The 26,427-nt window shown below is 55.9% G+C and carries 29 protein-coding genes, 1 rRNA gene and 2 CRISPR repeat arrays; of the genes, 14 read left to right on the top strand and 16 right to left on the bottom strand.

What is annotated here, in order from left to right; translation table 11 throughout:
* The first annotated feature begins 12 nt into the window (after positions 1-12).
* Both PISL_RS00155 and PISL_RS00150 read left to right on the top strand, forming a co-directional pair.
* The gene (locus PISL_RS00155) at positions 13-1,425 is read left to right on the top strand and encodes an ABC transporter substrate-binding protein (protein ID WP_011761789.1); all 1,413 of its coding nucleotides are present in this window, start codon (positions 13-15) and stop codon (positions 1,423-1,425) included.
* A gap of 45 nt (positions 1,426-1,470) precedes the next feature.
* Positions 1,471-1,689 carry a hypothetical protein gene (locus PISL_RS00150; RefSeq protein WP_053240219.1) on the top strand — a complete coding sequence of 73 codons (219 nt, stop codon included), beginning with the start codon at positions 1,471-1,473 and terminating at the stop codon, positions 1,687-1,689.
* Positions 1,690-1,796: 107 nt separating this feature from the next.
* Here PISL_RS00150 and sso10a read toward each other — a convergent pair whose 3' ends face one another.
* From sso10a to PISL_RS00135, 3 genes are read right to left on the bottom strand one after another with little or no spacing between them, the layout of a single operon-like run.
* Positions 1,797-2,054 carry an Sso10a family chromatin protein gene (gene sso10a, locus PISL_RS00145; RefSeq protein ID WP_011761788.1) on the bottom strand — a complete coding sequence of 86 codons (258 nt, stop codon included), beginning with the start codon at positions 2,052-2,054 and terminating at the stop codon, positions 1,797-1,799.
* Positions 2,027-2,569, bottom strand: coding sequence for a hypothetical protein (locus PISL_RS00140; protein ID WP_011761787.1), 543 nt, complete (start codon positions 2,567-2,569; stop codon positions 2,027-2,029). The genes sso10a and PISL_RS00140 overlap by 28 nt, the downstream gene beginning before the upstream one ends.
* Positions 2,566-3,759, bottom strand: a complete 1,194-nt coding sequence (locus PISL_RS00135; RefSeq protein WP_053240218.1) for an ABC transporter permease — start codon at positions 3,757-3,759, stop codon at positions 2,566-2,568. The genes PISL_RS00140 and PISL_RS00135 overlap by 4 nt, the downstream gene beginning before the upstream one ends.
* Positions 3,760-3,839: 80 nt before the next feature.
* On the opposite strand from PISL_RS00135, the gene PISL_RS00130 reads away from it, so the two are divergent.
* Positions 3,840-5,921: a COG1361 family protein gene (locus tag PISL_RS00130; RefSeq protein ID WP_011761785.1), complete on the top strand. Its 2,082-nt coding sequence runs from the start codon at positions 3,840-3,842 to the stop codon at positions 5,919-5,921.
* Here PISL_RS00130 and PISL_RS00125 read toward each other — a convergent pair.
* Entirely contained in the window at positions 5,896-6,126 is a 231-nt protein-coding gene (locus tag PISL_RS00125) for a hypothetical protein (protein ID WP_011761784.1), read from the bottom strand. The genes PISL_RS00130 and PISL_RS00125 overlap by 26 nt on opposite strands.
* A gap of 160 nt (positions 6,127-6,286) precedes the next feature.
* Between PISL_RS00125 and amrS the strand changes: the two genes are divergently transcribed.
* Positions 6,287-7,369 carry an AmmeMemoRadiSam system radical SAM enzyme gene (gene amrS, locus PISL_RS00120; RefSeq protein ID WP_011761783.1) on the top strand — a complete coding sequence of 361 codons (1,083 nt, stop codon included), beginning with the start codon at positions 6,287-6,289 and terminating at the stop codon, positions 7,367-7,369.
* Here the strand turns inward: amrS and PISL_RS00115 are convergent.
* The gene (locus PISL_RS00115; protein WP_011761782.1) at positions 7,366-8,283 is read right to left on the bottom strand and encodes an MBL fold metallo-hydrolase; all 918 of its coding nucleotides are present in this window, start codon (positions 8,281-8,283) and stop codon (positions 7,366-7,368) included. The two genes, amrS and PISL_RS00115, sit on opposite strands and share 4 nt — an antisense overlap.
* Complete coding sequence (locus PISL_RS00110) at positions 8,283-9,155, bottom strand: helix-turn-helix transcriptional regulator (protein ID WP_011761781.1); 873 nt, start codon at positions 9,153-9,155, stop codon at positions 8,283-8,285. Before PISL_RS00110 ends, PISL_RS00115 begins: the two co-directional genes overlap by 1 nt.
* Positions 9,156-9,239: 84 nt before the next feature.
* Here PISL_RS00110 and PISL_RS11145 point away from each other — a divergent pair, with 84 nt between their 5' ends.
* Positions 9,240-10,250 (top strand): leucine-rich repeat flightless-interacting protein, encoded by a 1,011-nt coding sequence (locus PISL_RS11145; RefSeq protein ID WP_209319996.1) that lies wholly within the window; start codon positions 9,240-9,242, stop codon positions 10,248-10,250.
* 564 nt (positions 10,251-10,814) lie between these two features.
* Here PISL_RS11145 and PISL_RS00100 read toward each other — a convergent pair.
* The gene (locus tag PISL_RS00100) at positions 10,815-11,444 is read right to left on the bottom strand and encodes an RNA 2'-phosphotransferase (RefSeq protein WP_011761779.1); all 630 of its coding nucleotides are present in this window, start codon (positions 11,442-11,444) and stop codon (positions 10,815-10,817) included.
* Between the two features lie 38 nt (positions 11,445-11,482).
* Here PISL_RS00100 and PISL_RS00095 point away from each other — a divergent pair, with 38 nt between their 5' ends.
* Positions 11,483-12,397, top strand: a complete 915-nt coding sequence (locus PISL_RS00095; protein ID WP_011761778.1) for a PP-loop family protein — start codon at positions 11,483-11,485, stop codon at positions 12,395-12,397.
* Here PISL_RS00095 and PISL_RS00090 read toward each other — a convergent pair.
* Positions 12,320-13,258, bottom strand: a complete 939-nt coding sequence (locus PISL_RS00090; protein WP_011761777.1) for a pyridoxal phosphate-dependent aminotransferase — start codon at positions 13,256-13,258, stop codon at positions 12,320-12,322. The two genes, PISL_RS00095 and PISL_RS00090, sit on opposite strands and share 78 nt — an antisense overlap.
* A 52-nt stretch (positions 13,259-13,310) precedes the next feature.
* Here PISL_RS00090 and PISL_RS00085 point away from each other — a divergent pair, with 52 nt between their 5' ends.
* From PISL_RS00085 to PISL_RS00075, 3 genes are read left to right on the top strand one after another with little or no spacing between them, the layout of a single operon-like run.
* Positions 13,311-14,309: a zinc ribbon domain-containing protein gene (locus tag PISL_RS00085; RefSeq protein WP_011761776.1), complete on the top strand. Its 999-nt coding sequence runs from the start codon at positions 13,311-13,313 to the stop codon at positions 14,307-14,309.
* Positions 14,306-15,148 (top strand): TFIIB-type zinc ribbon-containing protein, encoded by an 843-nt coding sequence (locus PISL_RS00080; RefSeq protein WP_011761775.1) that lies wholly within the window; start codon positions 14,306-14,308, stop codon positions 15,146-15,148. The genes PISL_RS00085 and PISL_RS00080 overlap by 4 nt, the downstream gene beginning before the upstream one ends.
* A gap of 38 nt (positions 15,149-15,186) precedes the next feature.
* The gene (locus PISL_RS00075; RefSeq protein ID WP_011761774.1) at positions 15,187-15,987 is read left to right on the top strand and encodes a hypothetical protein; all 801 of its coding nucleotides are present in this window, start codon (positions 15,187-15,189) and stop codon (positions 15,985-15,987) included.
* Here PISL_RS00075 and PISL_RS00070 read toward each other — a convergent pair.
* Genes PISL_RS00070 through PISL_RS00060 form a run of 3 tightly spaced genes read right to left on the bottom strand, consistent with a single transcriptional unit; the run spans position 15,984 to position 18,165 of the window.
* Positions 15,984-16,904, bottom strand: a complete 921-nt coding sequence (locus PISL_RS00070) for a DUF1152 domain-containing protein (RefSeq protein WP_011761773.1) — start codon at positions 16,902-16,904, stop codon at positions 15,984-15,986. The genes PISL_RS00075 and PISL_RS00070 overlap by 4 nt on opposite strands.
* Positions 16,901-17,197, bottom strand: coding sequence for a hypothetical protein (locus PISL_RS00065; protein ID WP_011761772.1), 297 nt, complete (start codon positions 17,195-17,197; stop codon positions 16,901-16,903). Before PISL_RS00065 ends, PISL_RS00070 begins: the two co-directional genes overlap by 4 nt.
* A complete protein-coding gene (locus PISL_RS00060) occupies positions 17,194-18,165 on the bottom strand; it encodes an SPFH domain-containing protein (protein WP_011761771.1) in 972 nt (323 codons plus the stop codon). The genes PISL_RS00065 and PISL_RS00060 overlap by 4 nt, the downstream gene beginning before the upstream one ends.
* A 47-nt stretch (positions 18,166-18,212) precedes the next feature.
* Between PISL_RS00060 and PISL_RS00055 the strand changes: the two genes are divergently transcribed.
* A complete protein-coding gene (locus tag PISL_RS00055; RefSeq protein ID WP_011761770.1) occupies positions 18,213-18,959 on the top strand; it encodes a ZIP family metal transporter in 747 nt (248 codons plus the stop codon).
* Here the strand turns inward: PISL_RS00055 and PISL_RS00050 are convergent.
* Both PISL_RS00050 and PISL_RS00045 read right to left on the bottom strand, forming a co-directional pair.
* Positions 18,946-19,521, bottom strand: a complete 576-nt coding sequence (locus PISL_RS00050; protein ID WP_011761769.1) for a hypothetical protein — start codon at positions 19,519-19,521, stop codon at positions 18,946-18,948. The two genes, PISL_RS00055 and PISL_RS00050, sit on opposite strands and share 14 nt — an antisense overlap.
* A 29-nt stretch (positions 19,522-19,550) precedes the next feature.
* Positions 19,551-19,718, bottom strand: coding sequence for a hypothetical protein (locus PISL_RS00045; RefSeq protein WP_011761768.1), 168 nt, complete (start codon positions 19,716-19,718; stop codon positions 19,551-19,553).
* A 251-nt stretch (positions 19,719-19,969) separates the two neighbouring features.
* Here PISL_RS00045 and PISL_RS00040 point away from each other — a divergent pair, with 251 nt between their 5' ends.
* A complete protein-coding gene (locus PISL_RS00040; protein ID WP_053240215.1) occupies positions 19,970-20,212 on the top strand; it encodes a hypothetical protein in 243 nt (80 codons plus the stop codon).
* A 106-nt stretch (positions 20,213-20,318) separates the two neighbouring features.
* A complete protein-coding gene (locus PISL_RS00035) occupies positions 20,319-21,599 on the top strand; it encodes a zinc ribbon domain-containing protein (RefSeq protein ID WP_011761766.1) in 1,281 nt (426 codons plus the stop codon).
* A gap of 258 nt (positions 21,600-21,857) precedes the next feature.
* On the opposite strand, the gene PISL_RS00025 is transcribed toward PISL_RS00035, so the two are convergent.
* Positions 21,858-22,760: an NAD-dependent epimerase/dehydratase family protein gene (locus PISL_RS00025; RefSeq protein WP_011761765.1), complete on the bottom strand. Its 903-nt coding sequence runs from the start codon at positions 22,758-22,760 to the stop codon at positions 21,858-21,860.
* Between the two features lie 44 nt (positions 22,761-22,804).
* Here PISL_RS00025 and PISL_RS00020 point away from each other — a divergent pair, with 44 nt between their 5' ends.
* Both PISL_RS00020 and rrf read left to right on the top strand, forming a co-directional pair.
* Complete coding sequence (locus tag PISL_RS00020; RefSeq protein WP_011761764.1) at positions 22,805-23,428, top strand: hypothetical protein; 624 nt, start codon at positions 22,805-22,807, stop codon at positions 23,426-23,428.
* A gap of 128 nt (positions 23,429-23,556) precedes the next feature.
* Positions 23,557-23,677, top strand: a 5S ribosomal RNA gene (rrf, locus tag PISL_RS00015).
* Positions 23,678-23,767: 90 nt separating this feature from the next.
* Here the strand turns inward: rrf and PISL_RS00010 are convergent.
* Together PISL_RS00010 and PISL_RS00005 are read right to left on the bottom strand one after the other, a co-directional pair.
* The gene (locus PISL_RS00010; protein ID WP_167827573.1) at positions 23,768-24,541 is read right to left on the bottom strand and encodes an SAM hydrolase/SAM-dependent halogenase family protein; all 774 of its coding nucleotides are present in this window, start codon (positions 24,539-24,541) and stop codon (positions 23,768-23,770) included.
* Between the two features lie 29 nt (positions 24,542-24,570).
* Positions 24,571-24,936 (bottom strand): hypothetical protein, encoded by a 366-nt coding sequence (locus PISL_RS00005; RefSeq protein WP_011761762.1) that lies wholly within the window; start codon positions 24,934-24,936, stop codon positions 24,571-24,573.
* 275 nt (positions 24,937-25,211) lie between these two features.
* Positions 25,212-25,645: direct repeats of the CRISPR family, unit length 25 nt; unit sequence CCAGAAATCAAAAGATAGTAGAAAC.
* A gap of 109 nt (positions 25,646-25,754) precedes the next feature.
* Positions 25,755-26,394: direct repeats of the CRISPR family, unit length 25 nt; unit sequence CCAGAAATCAAAAGATAGTAGAAAC.
* Positions 26,395-26,427: the final 33 nt, after the last annotated feature.

Here is a 26,427-nt window from a genome sequence, read left to right as displayed (position 1 = left end):
AACAAGCCCATTATGTGGCGGCTGGCGGCGTCGCTATTACTCCTGGCTTTATCTGTCTCCTCCGCCACGGTGTTGACTAGAGCAGACCAACTCTCTATTGACGCGGCGTATCCAATACTACGGAAGTATATACCAGACATTAGGATAATCCCCGCAGACCCCACCCAATGGAGGGGGCTCATAGAGAGGGGAGACGTAGACTTCCTCTGGGCCGGCGCGCCGGTGCTTTACGAAGCCCTCCTGCGGGAGGGCTACCTAGCCCCCATGCCAGATGTCCCAGAGCTTAGACAAATGCCAGAGAGGGCGGGGGGTATTTTACTCAAGCGGATGGGGCCAGATGGGAAGACGTACTACGTGGTCTACGGTCTCTTAGGCTATGTAATTGGCTATAGCAACGAGGCCCTCGCCAAGGCGGGAGTTCAGCTTGCGTGTAGCTGGGCGGCCCTCGCCTCGCCGAATCTCACTAAATACTACCTACAGACAGGCGCTAAGCCCGTCGTCCTCGCGCGGCCTACCAAGTCCACCTCCACAGCCGCGATGATGCAACTGGTGACAGAGATATACGGCTGGGAGGAGGGCTGGAGACTCCTCACCGCCATGGCGGCTCACTCTAGATTTGTTGACTCAAGTGGCGCAGTGCGAGACGTCGTAAAGAGAGGCGAGGCTCTCTTCGGCCCCATGGTTGACTACTACGTCTTTATCGCAGGGCTTGACTACTGTATTCCGGCAGACGGCACAGACATACTCTTTGACCCCATCGCCGTGCCTCGGGGCGCCAATGCCACAGCAGCGGCTTTATTAACCAGAGTCTTCCTCACCGAGTTAGAGAAGAGACTTATAGATAGGTATATACTGCCCGGCAATCTAGCTCTGTTAGACTCCCCAGACGTAAACCAGACTAAAGCCGCAGTTTTAAAACGCCATTTAGACAAGCTCATGAAGGCAAAGGTATTGGCAGTGCCGCCTGAAAAAAGCGCGTCGTATTACTACTCCTTTATCTACTACTACGAGGCCACTCTAGTAGATCTCCAAGACCAGCTCACCTCCGTCTGGGCGAAGCTAGTAGACGCCTACTACTCCGGCAGAATATCTAGACAACAGTTTGAAAGACTGTGGCGCCTCTTGGGAGCGCCAGTGAACTACACAGACCCCGCCACAGGCCAGACTAGGGCCTTTACATATCAAGACGCCGTCGCAATAAACGACAAAATAGCGGGAGACCCCACCTATAGAGATAGACTTGTCCAGGCATGGAGAGAGGCCGCCAGGGCGAAATATCAGAGAGTAGAGGCCGAGTTAGAAAAGCTACTTACGCAGACTCAAGCCACGCCGCCTGAACAGTCTATAGCAATTACAACACTGGCGGCGGCCGTTGTAGTTATACTAGCCGTAGCGCTCTTTTTAATAAAGAGGAGAAGAACTTAATTTCGACACTACATAAAATTTTTATTATACAACATTTAATACAACGTGAGAGTTGTTTTTGTAGGCAGGGTGCCAGAACGCTACGTCGAAGTTCTTAAGAGATTTGGGTTTGAAATCTCTGAAACACCTCCTTTAGAGAGCTCTGACATTGTCGTATTTTATGAAGATTGTGAAACAGCTAGAAAAATGGGGTACAGCTGTTTTACAAAAGAAGAATTTGAAGACTTTATAAACTTCCTTTTTTCAACCCCCTCCCCCATGTGATGTCTCCAGGGGGCTTGACTTTGAGAGACTCCATTTGTTTCCGCCGGTGATCGACGCCGAGTTTTATTCTGTAGACATAAACTCCGCTATGGGGTTCTCATTGTACTTTATATGCCAAGTGTGTCTAGAAAACATCTCCACTGTCGGTAAGTCTCTAGCAGTCTATACCCCTCTTGTGTAATACAGAAAACTCCGTAGTCTTCTTTGACTAGGCCCTTTTTGACGAGAGCCTCTACTATCTTTGCCATACGGTCATATGCCAAGTTGGCCTCTGTGGCCAGCCGCGTCGGCGGTCTACAGCCTGTGGATAAAATCTCTAGTATGTCGGCAATTATCTCTAGCCTGGTGCGCCTCTTCCGTGCCATATGCCCAACGCGAGGAAAACTGCAGTTAGTAGCCTAGAGACGGTGGCTATATTGCTTGAGATTGGGAATAACAGAGAGATAGTTAGAGCTGTAAAGGCAAGTGGTACATACGGCGGGGCCTTCCGCTCTGCCGTTTTGATAAACATTACGGCAGCGATATAGATGGCGAGAATTGCGTTTACCGGCGCTAGTATAAACAACGGCGCTATGGCATAAAACATGGCGGGGGTCACCGCTATTGCAATCGGCGTTAATGCGGCTAGGAGAAGAAGGTTTACGACGGCTCTAAACACCGCTTCTTGTCTCGCCACAAATCTGCCTGGCTCTGTCTCTCTAAGTAGGCCTAGATATATATCGACTACAGCTTCTAATACCAAGGCGGCCGCCAGGAGGATCATGCCAAAGAAATATAGAGAGAGTCTGCGGTCGTAGAGAGATTGCCACGCTTGAAATACGCGATATGCTATGTATGTAGCAAGAGCTGCTGTAGTTAGATCTGCCACGAATAATATCATTCGTAACGGAGGGCAGCCACTATGTTTATTCTACTGGCTCTATAAGCTGGGAGAAGGGCGCCCAGTAGGTTTATCCCAATGACAAGCGCGGCTGTTGCTGCGACAATAAGCGGATCTACTTCAATGTGAGATATGTTGAAGGTGGGGTGGGGAGCCGTGCGGGGCGTGGCGGCAGAGGCGCTTTGGCTACCGAAGGGCAACCCCATCTGCGAGAGGGGGAATAGCAGAGCGACCCCAATGGCGACGCCGAGGAGGGCAACTATGGCGGCCTCCCCGAGGAACATGGCCAGCACGTGTCTCCTCTTGTAGCCGAGGGCCCTCAGAACTCCTATCTCCTTGGTCCTCTGGACTACGCCTATGGACATAGTGTCGTAGAGCCAGAGGGCGGTGATGATTGTACTCACCCCAGCTATTAGGCCGAGGAAGAGTTGGAAGGAGGTCAAGAAGCTGTTTATAGTCTGGAGCACCGTCTGGGGGGATATCACGTCTACGTTGGGGAAGGCGGCTCTCACGTCGTTAGCCACTTGCTCCACGAGAGAGGGGTCTCTAAGCACGAGCACAACCACGCTGTACGTCGTCACGCCAGTGGCTTGGCGGAAGGACGAGATGTCCATCACCACCCCCCTGGCGGTGTCTATATAGCCCAGGGCCCCGGTGGCCAATATCCCCGAGGCGATGGCGTTTATCGACCTCCGGCCTATGGAGAGGGAGAGGGGCGACCCGACGGAAATCCTCTGTTGTCCCGTAGATCTGTCGAAGGCTACGTAATATCCAATTAACACCATGCTAGAGCCAACGACCATCTCCCCATCGTATACTACATTAGACGGCAAGAGTTGTCTCAAGAGGGCAGGGTCAACGCCGTATACGGTGACTGGGATAGGCGCGGCCTGGCCCGAGATCCTGACGACGCCTCTGGCGCTGGCTATGGGGATAGCCGCCTCCACGCCGTCGATAGTCGACAGAGTGCCGACGTCTGCGTCTGTAAACTGCGTCCCTGTGACATACACCACATTGGTCTGGAAGTTAGAGGTGAAATACCGCGTGGTATAGTCCTTAAAGGTCTGGCCGAGGAGCAAGGCGTAGCTCAGCGCCGAGAAGGCAATGACGACGCCGACGATAGCCCCCACCGTCCTCCCCTTCCTCTCCCAGAGGGCTTGCCAAGACAGCCTCAAGATCTCCAACAACACACCCACCACGGCCGTGTAGGTAATAAAGTTAACTCACTAGACCGTGAGTTTTATATATATAGGAGGTGCCCCTCTCGACTATGGACAAGAGGGTTTTCCTGGCCGCCGCCCTAGCTCTCATCGCCTATGGCCAGACGACGGTGGCAAGCCCCACGGTAGACTACCTCTGGCTCGGCGCTAGGTGGACGCAATTGCCCAAATTCCCAGGTGACGTAGGCGTGTTGAGCCTCTCTTTCTACCTCTCGGCACAGTACGTCGACGTTTCTGTCTCTCTGACGCCCCGGTGCCCCTACCTCGCCCCGCTTGAGACAGTCTCTCTGCCGTCGGCAGGGCCTGGCGTAGTCACTATAGCGCTCCGGGCCTCGGCCTCGGCCCTCAACGTGACGTGCCCCGTAAACGTGGCGATACGCGCCACATATAAGACAGTCGGCTCAAGTCTCACCACCGGCATAGAGAAGCTGGAATACGCCGAGGTTTACATACCGCCCTATCCAACGGCTAATGTGACAGCCGCAGGAGTTACATACTTAGGTCTCCCCAGCCAGATTAACCTAACTATCTCCAGTCCCTACGCCCTTGTGGGTGTTTTGACCATACAAGGACAGGGCGCCAGGGTTGTATCCCCAACGGGCCCTGTGGCTATCAGCGGCAGACAGGCGGTCGTGTCTGTAGTCGTCGCGGCCGACAGCCCCAGCGCCTCTCTACAAGCGACAATCCAGACGAGAGACTGGCTGGGGAACCCTGTGGTTTTAGCCTACGCTGTGCCGTTGTCCGTCACGCCTCCCCCACCGCCCCTCCTCTATATAACCCCAACCGTACTCTATGCAAATAGGTATAACCGCGTGAATCTCACAGTCGTCTTGCCAACGCCTGCCGACGGCCAAGCAGTTATAACGGCGTCGGGGGCGGTTATGCCTCAGTCAAGTGTGTCGATTCCCATCAGAGGCGGTCGCGGCTCCGCGTCGCTAGACGTCTACCCCGTCTCCTCCGTCGTCACTTTCACGGCACAGGTGATGTACCAAATCGCCGGCGTGTCGAAGATAGACCAAGTGTTGGCCTCCGCCGCCGTACAACAGCCGGCGGGCGGCGCCTCTAGGCTTGACGTAAGGCCGACCCGCCTAATCGCGGGCGTTGCCAACAACGTAACTCTCTACGTCTCGGCGCCGGGGCCCTTTAACGCCACGGTATCTATGTCTAACGCCGCCGTAGACAAGCCCATGCCATATACCTTCGGCGGAGTGGACAAGGCGGCTGCTAACCTCGTCGTGATGCCCCTCTCCAACCAGCCCGTCGTCATCGCCGTCATAATCTACCACAGACAGGGCACAGACCAGTATATGGTAAGTCTCCCTGTTCCCTCGTCTTCCATATTTACAGTAGTGCCGAGCCCCTCTCTCGTCAAATCCGGCGGCAATAGGACAGTTGTCGTTACAATTATCAACAGTGGAGACGTAGTAGTACAGAAGGCAGTGGTGACAATATCGCCAGCGACGTCAGCCCTCCTGGCGCCGACCTACACCTTCCAGATAGGCAGACTTGCCCCCCTGGAAAGCGCCCAGCTACCCATCTCTTTTATAGTGCCCGCCACCTACAGTGGCGCAATAGCCTTTACCTACAACATTATATACACCACCGAGCTGGGGACCGCAGGCACGGCGCAGGGAAACTTCTACCTCCAAGCCCTCCAGACGCCTGTTGTCAACATCACAAGCATATCTGTCGTCCCCCAGATAGTAGAGCCGAGGAGGACCTTCTATATCTCTATCACTGTAGTCAACAAGGGCTTCGCCCCAGTTACAAACCTCCAGGTAGAGGCGAAACCGCCGCGTGGCATTAGGCCGATAACTGCGCCGATATATTTCGCGGGACAGCTAGACCCGCAACAGACCGCCACCATACCCCTCAGCTTTAACGCCACGGCGCCCGGCAATTACGACATACAGCTCTTGCTGAGCTACACAGATCAATACGGCAATCTCTACACTATGCCATATATAGTGACGGTATCTGTGACAAACTCTACGAAACGGCCACCCCCAACTCGCGAGTCTCTACAACAAGAGACAGCCGCGCCGCCGGCCGCCTACGTTATTGCAATAGCAACAGCTGTAGCAACTGCAGGCGGGTATCTATATATCAAGAGGAGGAAAGCCTCTGGATGAGGAACTTGTAGAAGTCTTCTGCCTCCTCCTCTGTCATATATCCAACTTTTAACCTCTCGGCTAGTTCTCTATCTCCCACAACCACTACAAACTTCCCCTCCAACGGAGGGAGGCCCTCTTTCAACGACTTCACCTCCAGCCCCTCTGCCTTTAGGCTTTTCCAATGCGGCGGCACATCGCCTTTAAAAAGAATCAATAGCGACATGCCTTGTCAAAATCCTGGGGTATTTAAACATTACGTCGTTTTTAGGAGAGCCATTGCGTACAACCGGCCCGGCGTCGCCACCGGTCGGACTCGCCCTCGCCAGTCACAGATCCTCACTCTGGCTTAGAAACCTACTTAAAACTTTTACATGGGGCTATATGTGATATACTCTTGGCCGGAGGTTGTCTATAAAGTCGACGAGAGTCTCCTCCGCCTGCCCAACGTGAGGCCCTCTCCCTACTTTGAGACTGCCGGCGGGGCTGTCGTATGTAAGCTCTGCCACCGCCGCTGTAGGCTGAGAGACGGCGCCATGGGGGCCTGCGGCATGAGATTTAGTCTCGGGGGCAGGCTCTACACAGCGGCATATGGCTTACTGACGGCGGCTGAATCTAGGCCCATGGAGATAAAGCCTCTCTACCACTTCTACCCCGGCACTTCGGCCATGACCATAAGCACGTGGGGCTGTAACTTCCCCTGCGCCTGGTGTCAAAACTGGCATATAAGCAAAGTGGCGTCTCCCGTGGGCCGCTACGTCCAACCAGAGGAGGTAGTTAAGTGGGCTGTGGAAAACGGAGACTCTGGCGTAAACATAAGCTTCAACGAGCCCACCCTTCTGGCGGAATACGCAGAGGATTTGTTCAAGCTGGCGAGGGCCGCTGGGCTACATACCTCTATAAATACCAATGGCTACCTCACTGAGGAAGTTCTGGCGCGACTAGCCTCTGCCGGCATGGAGGGCATGAACATAGACATAAAGGGGGGCAGGCAGACGTATAAAAGGTGGCTCGGGGCGGATTTAGACAAGATGCTCTCCACGGCCAGAGCGGCAAAGAGACTCGGCATCTACATAGAATTCACGTACTTGGTGATCCCGGGGGTAAACGACGACGAGGCAGACGAAGTAGTAAACGCCGTGGCCTCTTTCGGCCGAGAAACCCCGCTACATATCACGGCCTACCACCCGGCGCACAGGCTCTACAACCCGCCCACCCCGCCCGACCTTCTCGAATCTATATGGCGCAGGGCGAGGAGAGAGCTAGACTACGTATACGTGGGCAACGTACCTGGGCACCCGGGGCAACACACCTACTGCCCCAAGTGCGGATACCCCGTCGTCAAGAGATACGGCGACAGAGCTGTAAGAATAGAGCTAAGAGAGGGGAGGTGCCCCAGATGTGGCCACGAAATCCCCGTCAGAGGTAGGCCAGGCCGCTATGGCAACCTCTACCGCGCCTATCTCTAGTCCTCCTCTTCCCCCTCCCCCGTCTCCACAGCCGCGGCGGGCTCTTTGGCATAGAGCTCCCTCCTCCTGGCCTCCAAAAGCTCCTCGGGCCTCCCGGCGAGACTGGCGTAGGTGGCCACCTCCACCCCCCTCCTCTCGGCCAGCTCAAAGAGAGGCGCCACTTTCTCTCTCCACTGCATATCCCGGAGGAGGTGGTGGGCGAGGACTAGGGTGTGGGGTCTCAGCTCCACTAGCTCGGCGAGGTTCTTAATCGCCTTCTCGAGATCCCAGCCGAGGTAGGTGGGCGGCCCCCCGACGACTACCACGGTGGGCCTCGCCTCTCTGGCGAAGGCGATGGGCTCCGGCTCCAGAGGCCCCTCTACGTCTGGGAGAAACACAAGCCTCTCCTCGCCGTCGCTGACGGCAAAGCCGACGACACGCCCCGTCTTCGACCCGGCGGGGCCGTGCCAGAGGGGCGGGGAGGCGGCGACCCTCGTCTCCCCGAAGGTCCACTCGCCGCCGTCTGCGTAAACCGCCTCCGCCCCCGTCTCCTGGAGGGCCTTGGAGAGACCGTAGTGTCTCCTCCTCTGGGACCAGTTCAGGTCTTGGGGGCTCTTCATGAGGACCTTCTTCCCCCTGTACACTCTCTTGTACATTTCGCCGTCTGTAGCCATATAAACGCTGGGGTACCAGGGGGTGAAGTGGTCTCGGTGGTAATGGCTGACAGTGACCACGTCGGCGGCCTCTGCAAGCCGCAGTATCTCAGCCCTCACCGCCCGGGCCCTCTCCAACTCCCGGGGGTGCGGCGGCAGCCCGAAGCGCCTCGGCGCTAGGGACACCCCCGCGTCGAAGAGTATCCTCACGTCGCGAGTCTCGACATAGAAACACATCGACCTAACCCCGAGGGACTCCTCCCCCACCGGGGAAAAATCCATCACCTACAGCCCCTAACCAGCTCAACCCTCTGGGACCCGCCCAACTGCACCAGCCTCACGAAGCCGTATTTGGAGAGCTTGTGGAGGTGCCTGTGGAGGGTGGTCTTCGGAAGGCCGAGAGCCTCCTGGAGCTCCCCCCTCTCGGCAGAGCCGCCCCTCTTCTCAAGCTCCTTGAGGATGGCTATATCCGTCTCGTGTAAATCGCCGCAGTCGCCCCCGCCGCCCCCCCTCCTAGTCAACAGATAAGCCACAACCGCCACAGCCGCCACCGCCACAACAGCCACGCCAACAAGCCACATAGGCACCTGCGCCCCGGCGCCAGAAGGCGGCGTGGGAGTTGCTGTAGCAGTCGGCGTAGGCTGAGGCGTAGGCGTGGTCGCCGGGGGCGTTGTGGCAGGTGGCGTAGTTACAGGAGGAGTTGTAGCCGTTGGCGTGGCTGGAGTTGTCGGAGGCGGCGGGGTTGGGGGCGGCTTTATCTCTACCTTGAAGAAGTAGTACGTGACTGTGGCGGGGCCTGTGAGGTAGAGATATAGGCCTGTCTTGTTCAGCTTCGTCTGTCTAGGCAGGGGGTTTACGTCTTGTATCATTACCCCGGGAGGCGCTTGGATTATGATGTCGCCCCTGCCTAGGCTTACTTTATACACACCACTGGAGTTTTCAAACCGGGGGACGTATATAGCTACGGCGGGGTCTCCTCCCTGTAGTATATACAGGTTGCCGCCGACTACCCAGGTGGGCAAGGCGGCGCCGCTCGGCGTAAAGGCCGCCACGTCGGAGGCGGGAGGCGCGGGAAGCGTGTAGTTTCCAAACATGGCGGCTGGGAGGAGGAGTATGAGGACTGGAGGCGCGGTGAGGTTTAATATCACCAGCATGGCTGTTGTTCCGCCTGTCTATTTTAAAGTTTCGCGCGTAGTTCCGCGGCGGGACTATTTATCCCCCCTATGTCTAAAAAAGCCATGGAAAAGAAACTAATCCCGGTAATTGCGCTGGCGGCACTGGCCGCCCTGGCCCAGGCGGCTTCGGTAAATGCGTCGGACTTCCACCTATGGCTAAAATGTAAAGCTATAGAACTATATGTAAATGTAACTGGGGCAAACTTCACCTTGCCACAGTGCGACGTGTTACTATCTCAGTTAAATAAGACATTTATAATTACGACGCCCACGGCGCGGCCGCTCCCCATGATCGGCGTGGGAGAGCTAAAGATGCTAAATGTGTCAGACCCCAAGGCGGTGTTTCAACAGATTAGGGAGATTAGGCTAGCCGCCATAAAGGAGCTGGGCAAGCATTTAAACAGAACCGTGGATCGGGTCTATGCACACATCAACGCCTCCGCCGACATAGACAACGCCACAGAGAGGGGCCTTAGGACTCTGATGAGAGTTAGAGCCTTGCTTGGCCTTGTAAATGCCTCTCGTACAGCAATTGGCGCAATAGATAGAAATATAGAGAGACTTAAGCTATTACGTGAAGTATATAGATGGGCCAACGTCTCAGATCTAGTGAGAAATATGAATATGTCTGAGTTAGACAAAGCCATCGACCGCCTTGAGAAAGTAATGGAACGTCTCAGAGAGCTACAGAGCCACCTCGAAAAAATGAAAATGGCCCAGCTGTCTCAAATCCTAGCCCTACGCGCTCGTATAATCAACGAGACAATATCTATACTCCAGGAGTTAAAGACCCTAACTCCAGAAGAGAGAGGCAAGGTCGTCAGTAAAATTGCATCACAGAGGGGGGCGGAGATACGTGAGATAATTAAAGAAATTATAAAACAACGTAAAGCTCCCATAGGAGGAGCCAGCGGAGAGGCCGGAGGCAGCGGACAGAGCAGTGGAGGCGGACAAGGTGGGGCGGGCGGACAGGCTAGCGGCGGTGGTAGCGGAGGCTGGAGCGGCGGCCAAGGATCCGGCGGCGGCTCTGGAAGCGGACAGGGCAATTGGGGCGGCGGCGGAAGAGGCAGATAAACAACCTATCTTTTTCCTACTCTCTTTTTCAACATGCCTAACTCATAGGGATTAAATAATTTTTTATTTGTAAAGTTTTGGTAGGTCATGTATTCATCTCGTTGATTATAGTGCCCGGCTACATCTTCCGGCTTTGGCCGCATTTCCGACCATATCCGCTTTGCTTGTCGGCGCTATACCGGCCGCGTGTAGAACTAAATATGGAGAGAGTTAAAATCCGCTTTGGTAATATACGCCTTGAGTTTGAGCTTTTTAAGAAGTGACCCTTTGGAATTCCAAGGCCTCCCTTACTTACAAGAAGGGTTGTATACACGATAGCTGGCTGTATCTGGAAGGCTCATCCTCAAAGACCTCTTGTATATCTTCTCAACGGTTCTTGCATTGGCGTTGGTTCCATCGACGTCTCTTGCAGTTGTCCTCGCCGCGTTGTTGGCCTACCTGTTGGGTCTTTTGTTTAATAGGCTTAGGAGGTTGTAGTGGCTCCGCCGGATTGTAGAAACTGGAGGCTCAGGGGGAAGGATAGAGAGGTGGGGGCCGGCGCGGTGTATACAGTCTGGTTCTGCGTTAGCAAATGGCCCACTTCTTCACGCAGGTGGGGGGCACGTAGGGGGTGAGCCTTATTTTTTCTGTGGCTTTGTAGATGGGGTTGCCGCTCTTCCGGACGCAGTCTGCGTCGACCTCCACCACCGCCGGGTTTTGTCTTCTTCTTGCGTTGAGACAAGCCGTCTCCACGTCCACTGCCAGATGGACGTAGAGTCTTCTCATGGGGAGGATGCCTTGGCTTAGGATAGAGGGCAGGACGTATAGGGCGGTTCCGTGGTAGAGAAGCCGCGTGTCTAAGTCGACCTCGTATCTGATCTGCACCTTTATAGTGTGGCCGTAGCGCGCCCTCACCCGGCCGTCTCTAATCTCGAAGCGGCCTTTGTCGTCTAGCTGGGCCACGGCCTTCAGCACCTGTGGGCTTGCGGGGAGGCCGGCCCTCCGCAAGCCCTCCACCACTGCGTTTATGTCTGCCCAGCCTTCTACATCTAGCGTTATGCCTAAGACGTGGGGGCTGTGGCGCAGGGCGAGGGATAGGAGTTTGGAGATCTTGAGGCGTGTGGCGCCGTCTAACACAACCGCCGTCGGCGCCCCGCAGTGGACTTCCTCCTCTACGTAAGCTCCGCAGACGGCGCAACGCCTGATGTCGCGCATAGAGATACAGATTTTTTAATTCTTATATCTCACTCTCTGTGATTTCTATTAGAGTTCCAACGCGCGAAGTCGACTTAGACACATATAGGAGGAGAGTGTTTGAAACAATTAGGAGGTATAGACTTGTCGAGATAAGAGACGTAATATATGTGGCTGTGTCTGGGGGGAAAGACAGTTGTGCCGCCTTGGCCCTCTTGAAGGAGTACATAGAGGAGTATAGAATAGACGCCGAGGTGAGGGCGTTTCACATAAACCTCGGCTTTAGGACTTCTGCAAAGATCGAGGAGGCCGTTAGAACGCTTGCAGAAGCCCTCGGCGTGGGTATCCACGTGGTTTACGCCCGGGACTACTTAGACATCGAGGCGGCGGCGAGAGCCACGGGGCGGCCTATATGTTCTGTATGCGGCGCCGTCAAGCGCTACCTTATGAACAAAGTGCCGAGAGAACTCGGCGCTACTAAAGTGGCGACTGGCCACCACGCCTACGACTTCCTGACGTACTACATCAAGAACTTAGTTGGGCGTAACCACCTCTGGAATTTCAAAATTCTGCCCAGAGTGGAGGGCGGAGGCCTCCTAGTGACTAAAATCAGGCCTTTGATCTTCGCGCGGCCGGAGGAAAACGAGGAGTACTGCAGGCGGCGGGGCCTCCCGGTCAGCGCCGTTTGTTGTGAATACGGCCTCTGCGGCGCGGCCCACGCCGAGGTATACGAAATGCTGGCGGCAGCCAGGAGGAGAGACCCAGACTTCGACTTAAAGCTGATTGGGGGAGTTGTGGACTTCAACATGAAGTTTGGAAGGGCGGAGGTGGAGCAGTTACACAAGTGTAAGATCTGCGGCGAGCCGGCCAGCGGCGAGATATGCGCCGTGTGTAAACTACGTGCGGCAGTTGCCAAAAGCCTCGCCAAAGATTCCCAGAGCTTGCGCGAAGCGGGGCGGAGGCTCTACGCCTAGTCCAACTCTCACAGCCCGGGGGGCCTTCATAAAGGTCCCCGGCATGACCCTGACCCCCCGTTTTAGAAGCCCCTCGGCGAAGGCGACGTCGTCGCATCCCACCTCCACTAGGGCTATGGGCATGTGGGGGTTGTAGATGGCGTTTGGAAACGCAGAGAGCAGAGCCGCGGCGTTTTTATCTATCACGGCGAGGTTCCTCTTCTTCACCTCCTCCCTCCTTGATAGAAGAGCCGCCGCGGCTTTTTTCTCCAAGTCGCGGGGGCCCGGGTTTGCCAAGTCCTTGAAGACGCGTATCTTCTCCACGATGCGAGAGTCGCCGAAGGCCCAGCCGAGTCTGTAGTCGCTTGTGTAGAATTTATCCGTGCTGTGGACGTAGACGGCGTTCTCAAGGGGGAGGCCGCCGAGGTCGTCTGTGACGAAGTCGGAGAATATGATGTCCACAATAAGGACGGCGCCCCGCCTCCTGGCCTCGTCGGCGAGCTCCCAGAGCTCCCCCCGGCCGAGGAACCTCCCCGTGGGGTTGTTGGGGTTTGAGAACACGAGGACTGTCTCCGGCCCGAGGGGGGCCTCCCAGACGTCTCTAACCTCCACGTGCCTCACTCCCATGGCGCCGGGTAGTCTCCATATTGGCTCATACTCGGGGGCCACTGTCACTACGGCCTTCGGCCTCACGGCGTGGAAGGCCAGGAAGAGGCCCTCCTGGGCGCCTGCCGTGAGAGCAAGCTCCCGGGGGGATATCTTGTAGAGCGAGGTGAGGATCTCTTCTACGGGGGGCTCGTCCGCCGGCTTGACCTCTATCTTCGCCACGCCGCTACTGGCGAGGTCGTACTCGGCGGGTCTCTCTCTAATCCATTTAAACATCTCCACGACGGGGCTGCGTTGTATATTTATTAAGTTGTCTCTGTGAGATTTCGTGAGATGTAGCTACTGCGGAGCCCCCCTAGACGTCACTCCCGACTCAGTCGTCGTGGTGTGTAGATACTGCGGGAGGGCCAACTTCCTCGCTGGGGAGCCCCGGGACGTGCTGGCTGTGCCCACACTCCCGGCGTCTGAAATAGTGCGGAGGGCCGTTGAGAGGACGCGGCGTGACCTCAACCTCAGGTGGAGGATCTCTGAGATAAACTTCGCAAGCCCAGACCTCTACTACCTCCCCTTCTACCTCGTAGACGTCAAGCTCTCCGCAACGTATCAGGCTACGGTGGTGGTAACATACACTAAGACTGTGTACATGAGGGGGCAGCCGCGGACTCAGATCGTGACTAAGGTGGTGAGAGTGGGAGGCAGAGTGGCTCTGGCAGACGTAGTGGCCGTCTTGGCGAGGAGGGCGGCTTGGGGTCTCTCCGTAGACAGACTTACAAGCCACTTCTTTAAGACTGGGCCCGAGCCCAAGCCCCTCGCCGAGGTTGCCTCGGGGGGCCAGGCCTCTGCCTTCATGGCTGGCGAGTTTACGGCAGAGCGGGCTAAGGCCAAGGCGGTTAGAGCCCTCATCCCCCGGCTCCTCGCCGCCGTCGACCGAGACGCTGAAGAGAGGGCCAGGGCTGCCGTCGGCGTATTCACTGCGGCGGCCTATGTGAGAGATAAGACAGTCGACTACGAGGTGGAGAGACTTGTGGCCTCCCCCCTGACCTACCTCCCTCTGTGGGTCATGCCGTATTTCTACCGCGGCTCTAGCTTCCGCTACTACATAGCGGGTTGGGACGGCGAGGTTGTGTTGGCGGAGGAGCCTGTCTTCGTCGAGCATAAAGCGGCGAGCCTACTGGCTGCAGCTGCCGCCGGAGGTCTCGCCGGGGGGCTCGGCTACGCGGCGCTGGGGGTAGACCCCTATGTGGGGGCAGCCGTAGTGGCAGCCGGCGGCGCCCTCTCCTACATGGCGGCGGGGGGCTTCCTCAAGAGCCGTAGGGTGGAGAAATGATTGTCCAGTGCCCCTACTGCGGGGCTAGGTACGAGGCTCCCCCGGGGAGGAAGTTCTACGTCTGCCCCTACTGCGGCACTGTTGTCAGCGAGGGGAGAACCTACGAGAGGGTCTATATATTCAAGCCCTCTGTAGACAAAACCGCGGCCTTCCGCACTGCGCTAAACTTCAGGCCTGTGGGGGCGCCGGAGGACCTCCCCACAGCCTCGCCGACTGGCGCCGAGCTACACTTCCTCCCCCTCTACCTCTACCACATAACTTTCGAGCCTCTCCCAGAGTTAGAGACCTACGCCGCCGCTCTCGCTCTGTCAAAGCCGCCTTTCAGATTGCCCAAAGGCTACGTCTTCCCGGCCAGGTGGAGGACTCCCTTCAAGCCCTCTCTAGAGAGGGCGGGGGTCTTCCACCAGCCAGACCTAGAGCCTGAGGAGGCCTTTAGATCTCTCGATGAGGTTGTAGACGAGGCGAAGACCTACGCCTCTGTCTTTAAGACTAGGGTAGAGATAAATTGGAGCTTCGAGGGCATTGTCTACTACCCCTTCTGGCTACTCATATATCAATACGGCGGGAGGAGCTACAGCGCTTTAGTAGACGGCGCCGAGGGCTCTCTCCTCTATCTAGAGTACCCCCTCTCTAAGAGGGGAAGGGCTGGGGGCCTGGCCCTAGGCCTAGCCGCGGCTTCTGGCTCCGCGGCCGTGGGCGCCCTCGCCGCCTTCTTCCTAGGCCTCCCGCCGGAGCCGGGGGCGTTTGGCGGGGGGCTCGCGGGGCTTGGTGCGTTTATTAGACTAACTACTTTCGCCGCCGCAAGAAAAGGCCAGTATGAGGGAGAGACGAGGCTATAGGTCTAGTTACCCTTATATATGTGGCCTCAGTCGTCTATATGAGAAAAGCAGCGTATATAGTGTTGGCAGTTTTAATCATAGGGGCGGCGCTCTATTTTATACACACAGCGCCGAGACACGGGCTTGAGACAATTTCGACGTCACAACTGCCTACTACAACTACGACGCAGACAAGCCCGGCGGTCAACACGCCTGCCGTCGGCGCCGTGCGGCCGTCATTCGACATTAAAAACTACGAGGTTAACTACACTGTTGTAATCACTGTGGCAGTAGGCGACGTGTCGATAAGTATGAGGGGCTGGTCTGTAGAGGGCTCTGGGGCTCTCGGCAATTATAGCTTCGGCGAGCTTTATGCAACTGTCCCGCCGCACGGCCCCATCAAACTTGTGTTTAAAGTTGCAACAGAGGGGAGGGTCGCCTATATTGTAACTTGCGCAGGGGGGCAGTGTCAAACTGAAGTCAGGCCGGCCAATTACTCTACGATTTATCTACTGAGGGGAGTTGAAACGTCTAGAGTTGAGAAGGGGCCTTGTACATATTTAGGCTACGGCGGGGTTGAAGTAGAGGAGCGCGGCCGTATATCACAAGAGGCCGTGGCCCAGATTTTGGGAAATCTCGCTGGGAATGGCACAGGCGTATATACGACAAAGATATGTGAAGTAAATGGAGTGCCTTTAAAGACGGCGGGAACCGCCTATTTAAATATCACTGTATACGGCCAGAGGCTAGCGCTCACAGTTTCTATAGAGTCCGCCGCCGTCTCCGCAGGCCCCTTTAACGAAGATAGATATAGACAAGTGCTTAGAGAGACAAAAGCCGCCCAGACCGCCAAGGCTTAACACCTCTTGTATTTTCTCAACTCCTCTATCGCCTGCCGGGGCTCAAGCCCGCTTGCCAAAAGTCTCTCTAAATGTAACTCAGTGGGGATCCCCTCTTCTAAAAGGACGTCTGCAGCCTTGTCTATGGGCAGATCTCCCTCGTATATTACCCTCGCCGCGCGGTTAAACTTCAACAAGACTCTAGGCTCAAGCCGGAGGCCCACTGCGGCGCATATATCTACTTCAACTCTCCTAAGGCCGCCCCTCAATGTATAAACGCCATACTCGCCGCGGAGAGCCCTCAGGGCGACGGCCGACGCCTCTGTGACACACCTCTCTACAAGTCTTTCTAAAACCGCGGCTTGCTCTCTAGAGAGGCCAACTACGCCAAGTAAGCCGCCTTCTCTTGCCACTTCGGCAACTCTCTGCATTATATACCTCCTGTCGAGCTCTCCGTCTGCCCCAGGAGACATCACTAACAGCTCGGCGGCGGCGCCGGCCTCAGCCAGTTTAGCCAACACAGCCAAGCCATAGGCGTCTGCCAGCGGGCTCCCCAACGACTCCTCACAGCCGACCCCCAGTACGTCTCCGCCGACGTCTACGCCCACGACTTTGCCAAAACGCGCCAGGGCCTTGGCTAACTCAGAGGGTTTTCTATACGGGTCTACAATATAGATAGATTTTCCCAGAGCCCCCGCGGCGCACATGCCCTGGGTTTTAAACCTCCTGCCGCCTCTCTCTACGTAACTCCTAGGCGTAGCTAAGTAAAGCCCCCCGCCTAACTCAACCACCTCCCGCAACGCGTCTGGAGGCACAGGCCCCGGCGTGGGATCTACTACATACCTCTCCCAGGGTATTTGGCCAACTGCGTCGTCTCCGGCGATAGCCGCCGCCATTATTACATCTCCGCCGCCTCCAATAGCTAAGAAAAGCGTCATCTCCGCCCGGCTAAAAGTGCAAAAAGCGAGATAAAAACAAGCGCCACCCCAGCGACTAAGAGGGGAGAGGCCGCTCCGCCAGCCGCCGTGGCGACCCCCGCTATGGCCAACACGCCGCCCCAGAGGAGGGCCTCTCTACTTCCTCCAAACGCGGCGTAGACTACTCCAAAGACGGCCAGAGGGAGCCCGACGGCTATATTTAAAGCCAGCGGGGCGGCGCCTAGCGACGCCGCTATTAGGTAGAGGCCGAAGGCGAGTGTAGCCAAGGCGGCAGCCCTCTCGCCAGGCGTCATAACTTGGCTCCACAGTTCATACAGAACTTGGCCTCCGGCGGATTTACGTAGCCGCACTGGGGGCACTTCTTACCCAGCATATAGCCGCAGTTTATACAGTATTTAGCCCCCGGCGGGTTGACATACCCACACTGGGGGCAGACCACGCCCTGCTGAGCGGCGGGCTGCGCCGGCTGGGGCGGCGGCGCGGCTTGTTGCTGAGGCCAGAGGAGGGGCGGTATGAGGACTATGCCCGTCCCGGCGGCCGCCCCGGGGCTTTTGCCCAACTCCGCCGCGGCCTTCTGCACGGTCTCCATCCTCAGATACTCGGCGGGGTTTACCCCCGTGGCTCTGATGAAGAAGAGGCGGTCTCTCCACACCTGGTCGGTCACGTCTAGGCCTTCAAACCTGACGTCTACCAGCTCCAGGCCTAGCCTCCTGAAGTGGGGGTCTATGGCGTTTTTAACGATAAAGCTGACTTGGTCGAGGTTGCCGTATATGGTGAATATGGACTGGCGGGAGAGCTCGGCCATTAGGAGCTCGTTGAAGTAGCCTCTGAGAAACTTCTGGAGGTCCTCCGTGGTGTATATATTCTGGCCCCCCACCACCTGGGTCACAAAGAGGGCCGGGTCGGCGACGCGGAACCACGCGGAGCCGTAGAACTGTATGGGGGCGAGCTCCGCCGTCTGCCCCCGCCCGCCGAAGGGGAGCTGGTGTTGCTTCAGCGAGACGTATATAACGACGGCTACAAAAGGCGATTTGTCGAAGCCGGCGACCCTACTCAGGGCTTGGGTGAGGAGGGGCAGGTTGAGGGTGGTCAAGGTGTGTCTCCCTGCCCTAAACACGTCGTAGACCTTGCCGTCCCTCATGAAGACAGCTGCCTGCCACTCCTCGACGATGAGCTGGGCCCCCCATTCGATCCTGTCCACGGGGTATCTCCATATGATCTCGCCCTCCTTGGGGTTAACCCATTGGATTACTTGTGGCATTGTAGAAGTTAGCGCGTTAGTATATAAAGTTGAAACGGCCGTCTGGCGTGGATCCTCTAGTTCTAAATGCGTTAATATTAATAATGGGCACTCTGGCAGGCGTGGCGGCGGGGGTACTACCCTTTAGAAAATGGGGCGAGGGCCTTGTGGACCTCGGCCTTGGTTTTACAGGCGGCGTCATGCTTGTGGCTAGTTTTACAAGTTTAATACTCCCCGCCGTAGAGAGGTGGGGCTTTTGGCAAGTCGGCTTAGGCATTGCCGGAGGCGTCGCGTTTATACGTCTACTAGACGTCTTACTCCCACATGAACACTTAGTCAAGGGGTATGAGGGGCCTGCTGTCCTCGCGGGGAAGTTGAAAAAGAGCTGGCTTATAGCCCTCGCCATTACAATACACAACATACCAGAGGGACTTGCCGTCGGAGTTTCGACAATATACAACGCAGAACTTGGTTTTGTCACAGCCCTGGCTATAGCAATTCAAGACGTGCCAGAGGGGGCGGCGGTGGTAATGCCGTTGTTAAGATTCAGACTTTTAAAAACCGCAGTTTTAATTGGCGTAATCAGCGCCGTAGTAGAGGGCGGCGCCGCCTTGGCCTCCGCCCTCTTTTTATCAGCCGTACCTCTGGCGATGGGGGCGGCTATGGGCCTTGCGGGAGGGGCCATGATGTACGTCACGGCGGCTGAGCTATATCCAGACATATATGCAGAAGACAAGAGAAAAGACCTCCCAACCTACGGCTTTGTCGCAGGCGTACTCACAATGTTATACCTAGACGTGGCTATGTCCTCTTAAAAAGCCTGTCTAAAAGCCCCCTCTTCCTCCCGCCGGACTCCCACTGGGGCTGCGGAGGCGTCTTTATGGCGTCTAGTATCCTATTGCGCTCGTCCACCGCCGAGTCGAGACTCTGGAGCTGGGCGAGGATCTGCCTAAGCGCGTCGAGCCATTCCTGGGAGAGAGGCCTCAGCGCCTTTAGAGAGGAAACTGTCTCAGCCACTTTCTTCGCCGTCTCCACAAGCGTTAGGTCGTGTCTGTAGACCTCCTCGAGGACCGACTCGTCTACCTTAGCCAGGTCGAAGAAGCCAGAGTAGCCGTGTTGCGCCTTGTCTATCTTCTGAGTCACTCTGTCGAGAGCCGCCTTTACGGAGTCCCAGAGGAACCTCGCCTCTGGGTTCGCCGCCACGGCCCTAGCCTCGGCGGGGCCCAGCGTCAGTTGAGCCGCGGCGGCGGACAGTATAGACGCGACGTGTCGTCTAACAAGGGCGTCTGTCTCCCTCCTCACCTCCTTCTCCTTATACCCTGCGTACCCCGGTATATAGGAGGCGATTCTCTCCAGGAGGTTTTTCTCAAAACTCACGCCCCACGGGAGCCACCTCTATATAAAAGTTACTGGAGATATGGCTTAAAGACCAGCGGCACCTCCCGCGAGAGCCAAGCCAGAAACCTCTCTACCTCTTCTACCGTGGCGTGCGCCACGCCGAGTCTCTCGGCCAGCTCTCTATCGCCAACTAAAACTACAAACTTCCCCTCTATATAACGCCGTAGGTCCAACACCCTCTCAACGCCGGGGCAGTCTGAAAGAGAGGTGATGGCAAAGCCCCTTTATATACCACGACGAGGTTGGACAGAGCCAACGCAATGTCACTGACCGCCACAGCGGCGAGTCCAACCACAAATAACAGCGGACCATACAAAAAGTCAGAAACAACCTTTCAACTCCTTTCACACACCTGCCTGACAGCGACGACGTCAGGCAGGTGAGCCGAGGGAGTGGGAAGTGGTGTGTGGTTGCGTTGTTTAGAGGTGTGGGTGGGTTAAAAAACGGGTTTACGGCGATTATCGCCGTGAGCGCCGTCGGTACGGCGGTGGGTATCGCCGGTATGAATTGGACTTGGGGGCGGCAACAGCGGCGTATAACGCCGGCGGGTGTCAACACGTTGCTTATGACAACGATTGCTCTTGTGGCGGCGAAGATTAGCAACATGGCCGGCACGCGTCTCTCAACGCCGGGGAAGAAGGGCGGGGGGTCGGTGTTTCGCAGGCTCTGAGGAGAGGCGGGGCACAACGCCGTGGGTTTGTCTTGTAAAACTTCCGGCTTGCCCCCATGCGCCTTTTATAACCAACAGAGATTTCAGCCCCACCACATACAAGGCCATGTACGCATACAGAACACTGAAGGTGGAAATCCCCTGGAAACTCATCGAAGAGCGGCCGGACGTCCTTGACCTTGTGACAAGAATGCACTTGGCGGCAGAGGAGTACGTCAAAAGACTGTTGAAAGAGTTGACGGGGCAAGAGGAGCCCAGACTCACGGCGGAGGAGTTGGACAGACACCTCACGCCAGACAGGCGGGAGTTGGCGCACCGGATTATCGAGGAGATATTCCCCAAATACGGGCTTGGGAGAGCTCTTGTGAGATATGCCAAGTTCCTCTGGCACGATACAGTGTTTCAACAGGCAATTCCGTTGAGCACCCAACTTAGGGTTGAAAACGAGAAAGATATGAGTAGGGCAGTCTTCGTCGACCTAAAGAGCGGCGTTCTCAGAGTGCGGAAGTTGGGCATACCGCCTTTTGCCGTCGAGTTGAAGAAGGGCAGCATCTCTTGGATAAGAGAGAGACTACAGGAAGGCGCCAAACTCAAGTTGGCATATTTGGGCGTTGACGTAAGGAGGGGCAAGGATCCTACTTACGGCGGCTTGTACATCGCCCTAGTCTTCGCTAGAGAGGTGGCGCCGGTGGAGCCCAAGGCGCTTGTCGTTGTTGACGTCAACCGCCTAGACCACTACGTAAAGGTTGGTCTCGTGGCCGACGGTCGTGTCGTGGAGCTATTGAAGTTCCCCAAGAAAGAGCGGATACGGAAGCTTGAGAAGATCCACGCCCACATAAGTCAATTAAGCAGAGCTCTTGCACGTGTAGATGAAGACAGGGATCCGCGTAGAGCGTTGGACATCCAGAGACAACTGTGGAAACTTGAGACAAAGCGCTACGGCGTAATCCGCGACGTCGTTATAAACGCCGCCCGCGAGATCATAAAGCTTGCGAGGGAGCACCAAGCCGCCGTCGTAGTTGACGCAGTGGAGGACGACACCTACCGGGAGTTGAAGGAGAGGGGCGGAAACGGCGTGAAGAAGCACTTCCTAGACGGGCTTGGGCAGTTGAGGAGACGTTTGCAAGCGCTCGCGCAGTGGTACGGACTGCCGTATGTGGAGGAACGGCTGTATTCAACCATCTGTCCGAAGTGCGGTGCGAAGATGGAGGAGCTGAGGAACAGGCGAATGCATTGTCCCTCTTGCGGTTTCGGGGCACATAGAGACAACGTCCCCATGATATGGGCAGAGAAGAAGTATCAAGAGCTGATAGAGAAGACAAAACAACCCACTTTCCCCACTCCGAACCATCACACTTTTAATCTCGTAACTACTTTTTACTCATGAACGACATCTACTTGGCCCCGGGGCGGCCGACGGGGGCGCGAAGATGGGGAAAGTTAATGACTTGGCGCCACGTCCCCCGTATGACCCGCCCTCTCGCCCCGGTGTACCCGGGGCGGGCCCCCAAGTCCCCCAGGGAGGGGCCAAGAAAGAGATAGGGGGACGCAGCCCCACCACTTAAGTCTAAGGAGGTCGGGGAGAGGACATCTCTTAAAAATAAAAACAACTTGAAAAGCCATACTTTAGTACATATACTACAATTTAAACATTGATACTTTCTACCATCTCCCTTACCTCCGTCTCGAAGTTAGGCCTGGGCTCTAGGCCGAGTAGGCGCCTCATTTTTTCACAACTAAAGGCCTTGTCTAGATAGGGGAGGTGTCTCTTAAACTCGGGAGACGCCGCTATGTGCAATACAGCGGTGGGGATTGGGATTGGAACCACACGCCTTCCCAAGGCCTTTGCGATAGCTCTTACGAACTCCGACAGCGGCCTCGGCTGGCACTCTGTCGCGAAGAAGTACTGCCTGGCCAAGGCCAGCGACGCCTTCACCACCTTGGCCAGCTCTCTGACAGATATGGCAGACACCCTGGCCTTTAACATGGGGGCGACCCCCCTTTTGACAAACCGCGTGAGGGTCACCCACTCGGGGTGTGTGTTAAACCTGCCGTATACTAAGGCCGGGCGCACTATCACCCAGTCGTTGAAGCAATTTGCGACGGCCTCCTCGCCGGCTGCCTTCGACCGGTCGAAGTCGTTGTCTGGCACCACGCCGTGGAGGTGGAGCTCTTCCTCCTCGATTATGGCCCCCACGGGCCCTCTGACAGTAGCCGCTGAGAAGTGCACCACCTTGCCGCGCCAGCCCGCCCTCCTCGCGGCGTCGCAGAGGAGGCGGGGGAACTCGGCGTTTGCCTGCCACAGCTCCTGGGACCTGCCGTAGTACTGCCCCACGAGGTTTATAACGACGTGGGGCCTTGTCTTTTCAAACGCCGTCGCGGGGTCAGTATACTCCAGAAGGGTGGCGTACTGGGCCACGAAGCGGGCTACTTGCGGCTTAGCCTCTCTAGACCCAGGCCTGTGGGCTACGTACAGCTCATACTCCGACAGAGCCTCGGCTAGGTTCGCCCCTATAAAGCCGAGGCCTCCGAAGATAAGAATACGCATGTCACATAGCGGAAAGATATTTTAAAAAGTGGCGGGGAGGTGTTGTGAAACATCTCCTAGCCGCCTTGTTTTTAGCCATAGCCGCGGCGGCTCTTGGAGTTAGAGATTGGAACGACAGACCTCTCGCCTACGGCACCGCGGCCGTATTTGACGAGGAGGGGTCGTTAGTCGCCCTAACTTATATATTCGGCGGAGAGACGCTATATGGCCTCCCCTGGCGGCCTGGATATGTGCTTAGAGTGGCCTGGGGGATCGCGTCGCCTAGAGAGATAGCAGCCGGCCAGGTGATTTGGATATACGACAGCGCTGTGTTACGCGATATAGTTGAGCTAGGCGAGCCGACAGGCGGAAAAATTAGGACTTGGGCCTACCCCGTCACTGTCGTAGTAAAAGAGGCCGGGGGGAGACCGGCGGCGGGTTGCTACGCCAGAGTTATAGATGCCGCCACCAGAGGCAGATGGGTCGACGTGTTTATCTCTACTGCGTCAGACGGCTCTATAAGACTATACCAAGCCCCCGCCACAGACTACCTAGTCAATATATACTGCGGAGGCTATCTGACGGCGTCTACAAAATTTTCTATACAACGCGGCGCCCCATCTACAGCTTGGAATTATGAAATTACAATAGACTATATAACTAGCGTAAGAGTGGAAAACGCGCCTTAGCCACTGGCGTACGCGGAGTCTTCATAGTGGCCCAGGCGGGCCGCTCAACTCCAACACAATAGACGCCCCCCTTTATAAACATTAAGGCAAAAAATTTATAAACAGCCAGATACTATGCCACCGGCCCCTAACCCGGCCATAGGCGCCGGTGCTACACCCGGACTCATCAGAACCCGGAAGTTAAGGCCGGCGCCGCGGACGGGAGTACTGGGCTCCGCGAGGGCCCGGGAAACCGCCGTGCTGGGAGGGGGCCGTTTGTTATCTTTAAAAACCGGCAGAAGGTTCAGTCTCTATCCCCTCTTCACTTGTCTGTGCGGCGGCGTAAGTTCATCACGTTTTTTAACACCTGTAGATTTTTATCTCATCTCCCGGCCTCAAGCCGTATGTAGCGGCGGCGTTTCCCATTGCGACCGCAAGCTCTAGATACCCCTCGCTGTTTATAAGCAAGACCGCCTCCCCCGGCGAAACTCTGCCATAGGTCTCTACATATCTAGCCCTGAGGACGCCCCTAGGCGTCTCTACACACATAACCTCTCCATACGACACGCCCTGGAGACTTCTCGCAGATGTATATACATTGCCAAACCTATCTATATACACAACGCGGCTGTACACAACGCCGTCTACAACACGCGCCTCTGGAATCTCCAACCTCTTCCACTGCGAAATAGGAGACCCAATGAGGCGCGGCTCTACGCCAAGCGACAGATAGGCCGCCGCAGGCGCAAAAACGTCTCGGCCGTGAAACGTCGACGAGAGCTGTGGAAGCCTCACCTCAATCCTATACGCCTCTAACACGCCGTCTTCCTCAGCAGCAGGAGCCAAAAGGCCGTTGTCAGGACCTACGAAGAAATACCTCCTCGTCTTTAAAATAAGGGGAGCTCTCTCAGTGCCAACCCCAGGGTCTACCACAGCGACAAAAATCGTGCCAGGCGGAAACCACCTATAAGCCGCCTTAAGGATAAAAGCGCCGGTAAAAACATCTTGCGGAGGCACCTCGTGAGTAATATCGACGATACGCGCCCCAGGATTTATAGAAAGTATAACCCCCTTCATAACAGCCACAAAATAGTCCCTAAACCCAAAATCCGTTAACAAAGCCACAACAGCCACAACAAAACAAAAACCCACATATTAAAACCCTAGCCGTCGTCTAGTATCTTTTTGGCGGCGCTTGGCCAGTACATCGCCAGCGCAGAGGCGGCGTATTCGATGGCCATTGCCGCCTCCCAGGCGCGTATCTTCCAACGCGGCGAGTCCCGGCACCGGCTGGCGACGTAGTAGGCCTTTTTGAGGGCGTCCACCAGCGCAGCGACGAGTTGCCTAACGGGCAGAGGCCTCGGGACGAGCCTCCTCACCCTCACGGCGACGCCAAGAAGGTCGTCCACAGAGCCGAGATAGACAGTGTCCCGAGGGCGCCAGCCCAGCTTGAGGTACAGCCGCCTGCCCAAAAGCCAGAGGTACCCCACGAGAGGGCCTATCTTCATACGGCCAAAGTAGAGATACATGCCCACGATATCCCACAAGCATTAAAACATTCCAATATATGTCGGTAAAGGACACAATATACTTTAGACAAGGGGCTAGACAGCCAAACGCGAAGAATGGCGCTGGGTCTCCGCCATCTCTAAGGCGCGTGTATGATGGTAAAGGCGAAGAATGGCGTACGCCGTCTCTCAGACAGAGGAATGTATGAATGTAAAGAGGGGTTGGAAAGCGACCGCCGGCCAGACAAAAAACCACGAAAAAACTTAAAAACCCAAAAGATCCAAAAACACAAGCCCCAGAAATCAAAAGATAGTAGAAACTGAGTGTATTATCTCGTCTATCTGTGCCAGACGTCGCGCTTCTTCCAGAAATCAAAAGATAGTAGAAACATGTCTATCTCATGGCGGAGGGCCCTGAGGAGGGCCGCCACGCCAGAAATCAAAAGATAGTAGAAACCAACATTATCGGGACTGACATCGTGGGCCACGTGGTTAAGGCCAGAAATCAAAAGATAGTAGAAACCTCCACGGTGCCGCCGGCCGCAAACCTGGCGCCCGCCTTAGCATCCAGAAATCAAAAGATAGTAGAAACACAAACTTCTCGCTCGCGAGGAAGCTACACGGCGTCCGCACGAACCAGAAATCAAAAGATAGTAGAAACGTTGCATCTGGAGCGACAAGCCTTGGTCTGTCCTCTGCAGAGAGCCAGAAATCAAAAGATAGTAGAAACGACGAGCTGGTCGCCATGATGGACGCCGAAACCGCCCTGAGGGCCCAGAAATCAAAAGATATGTAGAAACTATTGGGGGGCTTAAAGTACTCTCACCACAGACAGTGTGACCAGAAATCAAAAGATAGTAGAAACAGATCAATGATATGCAACTTTACATATTTGCCGCGGAGTTCTTGCCAGAAATCAAAAGATGGTAGAAACTCTATACAGCCCCATAGCCCAATATTCGCTTGCCCACGGGTACCCAGAAATCAAAAGATAGTAGAAACCTTGATCGCCGTCGCCCGTCTCCGCTCCGCTACCGACCCTAAACCAGAAATCAAAAGATAGTAGAAACCATATGTGCTCTGTTGGATACGGCGCCGGGTTAAACACAATCGTCCAGAAATCAAAAGATAGTAGAAACATAGGTTCTATTGTGCCATTTTCTTCGTTGCTTTACTAACGAGGTCCAGAAATCAAAAGATAGTAGAAACCATATTCCCCGGTCAGCAATTCGACAGCGGACTTCCCGCCGCCAGAAATCAAAAGATAGTAGAAACCATATTCCCCGGTCAGCAATTCGACAGCGGACTTCCCGCCGCCAGAAATCAAAAGATAGTAGAAACCTCAGCTGTGATGCTGGAATCTCACACGGCAACAGAACATGGAACCAGAAATCAAAAGATAGTAGAAACGCCACTCTCATGACGTCAAGGAGGGCGGTCTCGATGTGCGACGGCCAGAAATCAAAAGATAGTAAGAATTCTGACGTGTGATACGCTTGTCTGTGGGGTGCT

Source organism: Pyrobaculum islandicum DSM 4184, assembly GCF_000015205.1.
Classification (GTDB): Archaea; Thermoproteota; Thermoprotei; order Thermoproteales; family Thermoproteaceae; genus Pyrobaculum; species Pyrobaculum islandicum.
Note: the sequence above shows the minus strand (reverse complement) of the source record. Positions and strands in the feature narration are given on the sequence as shown.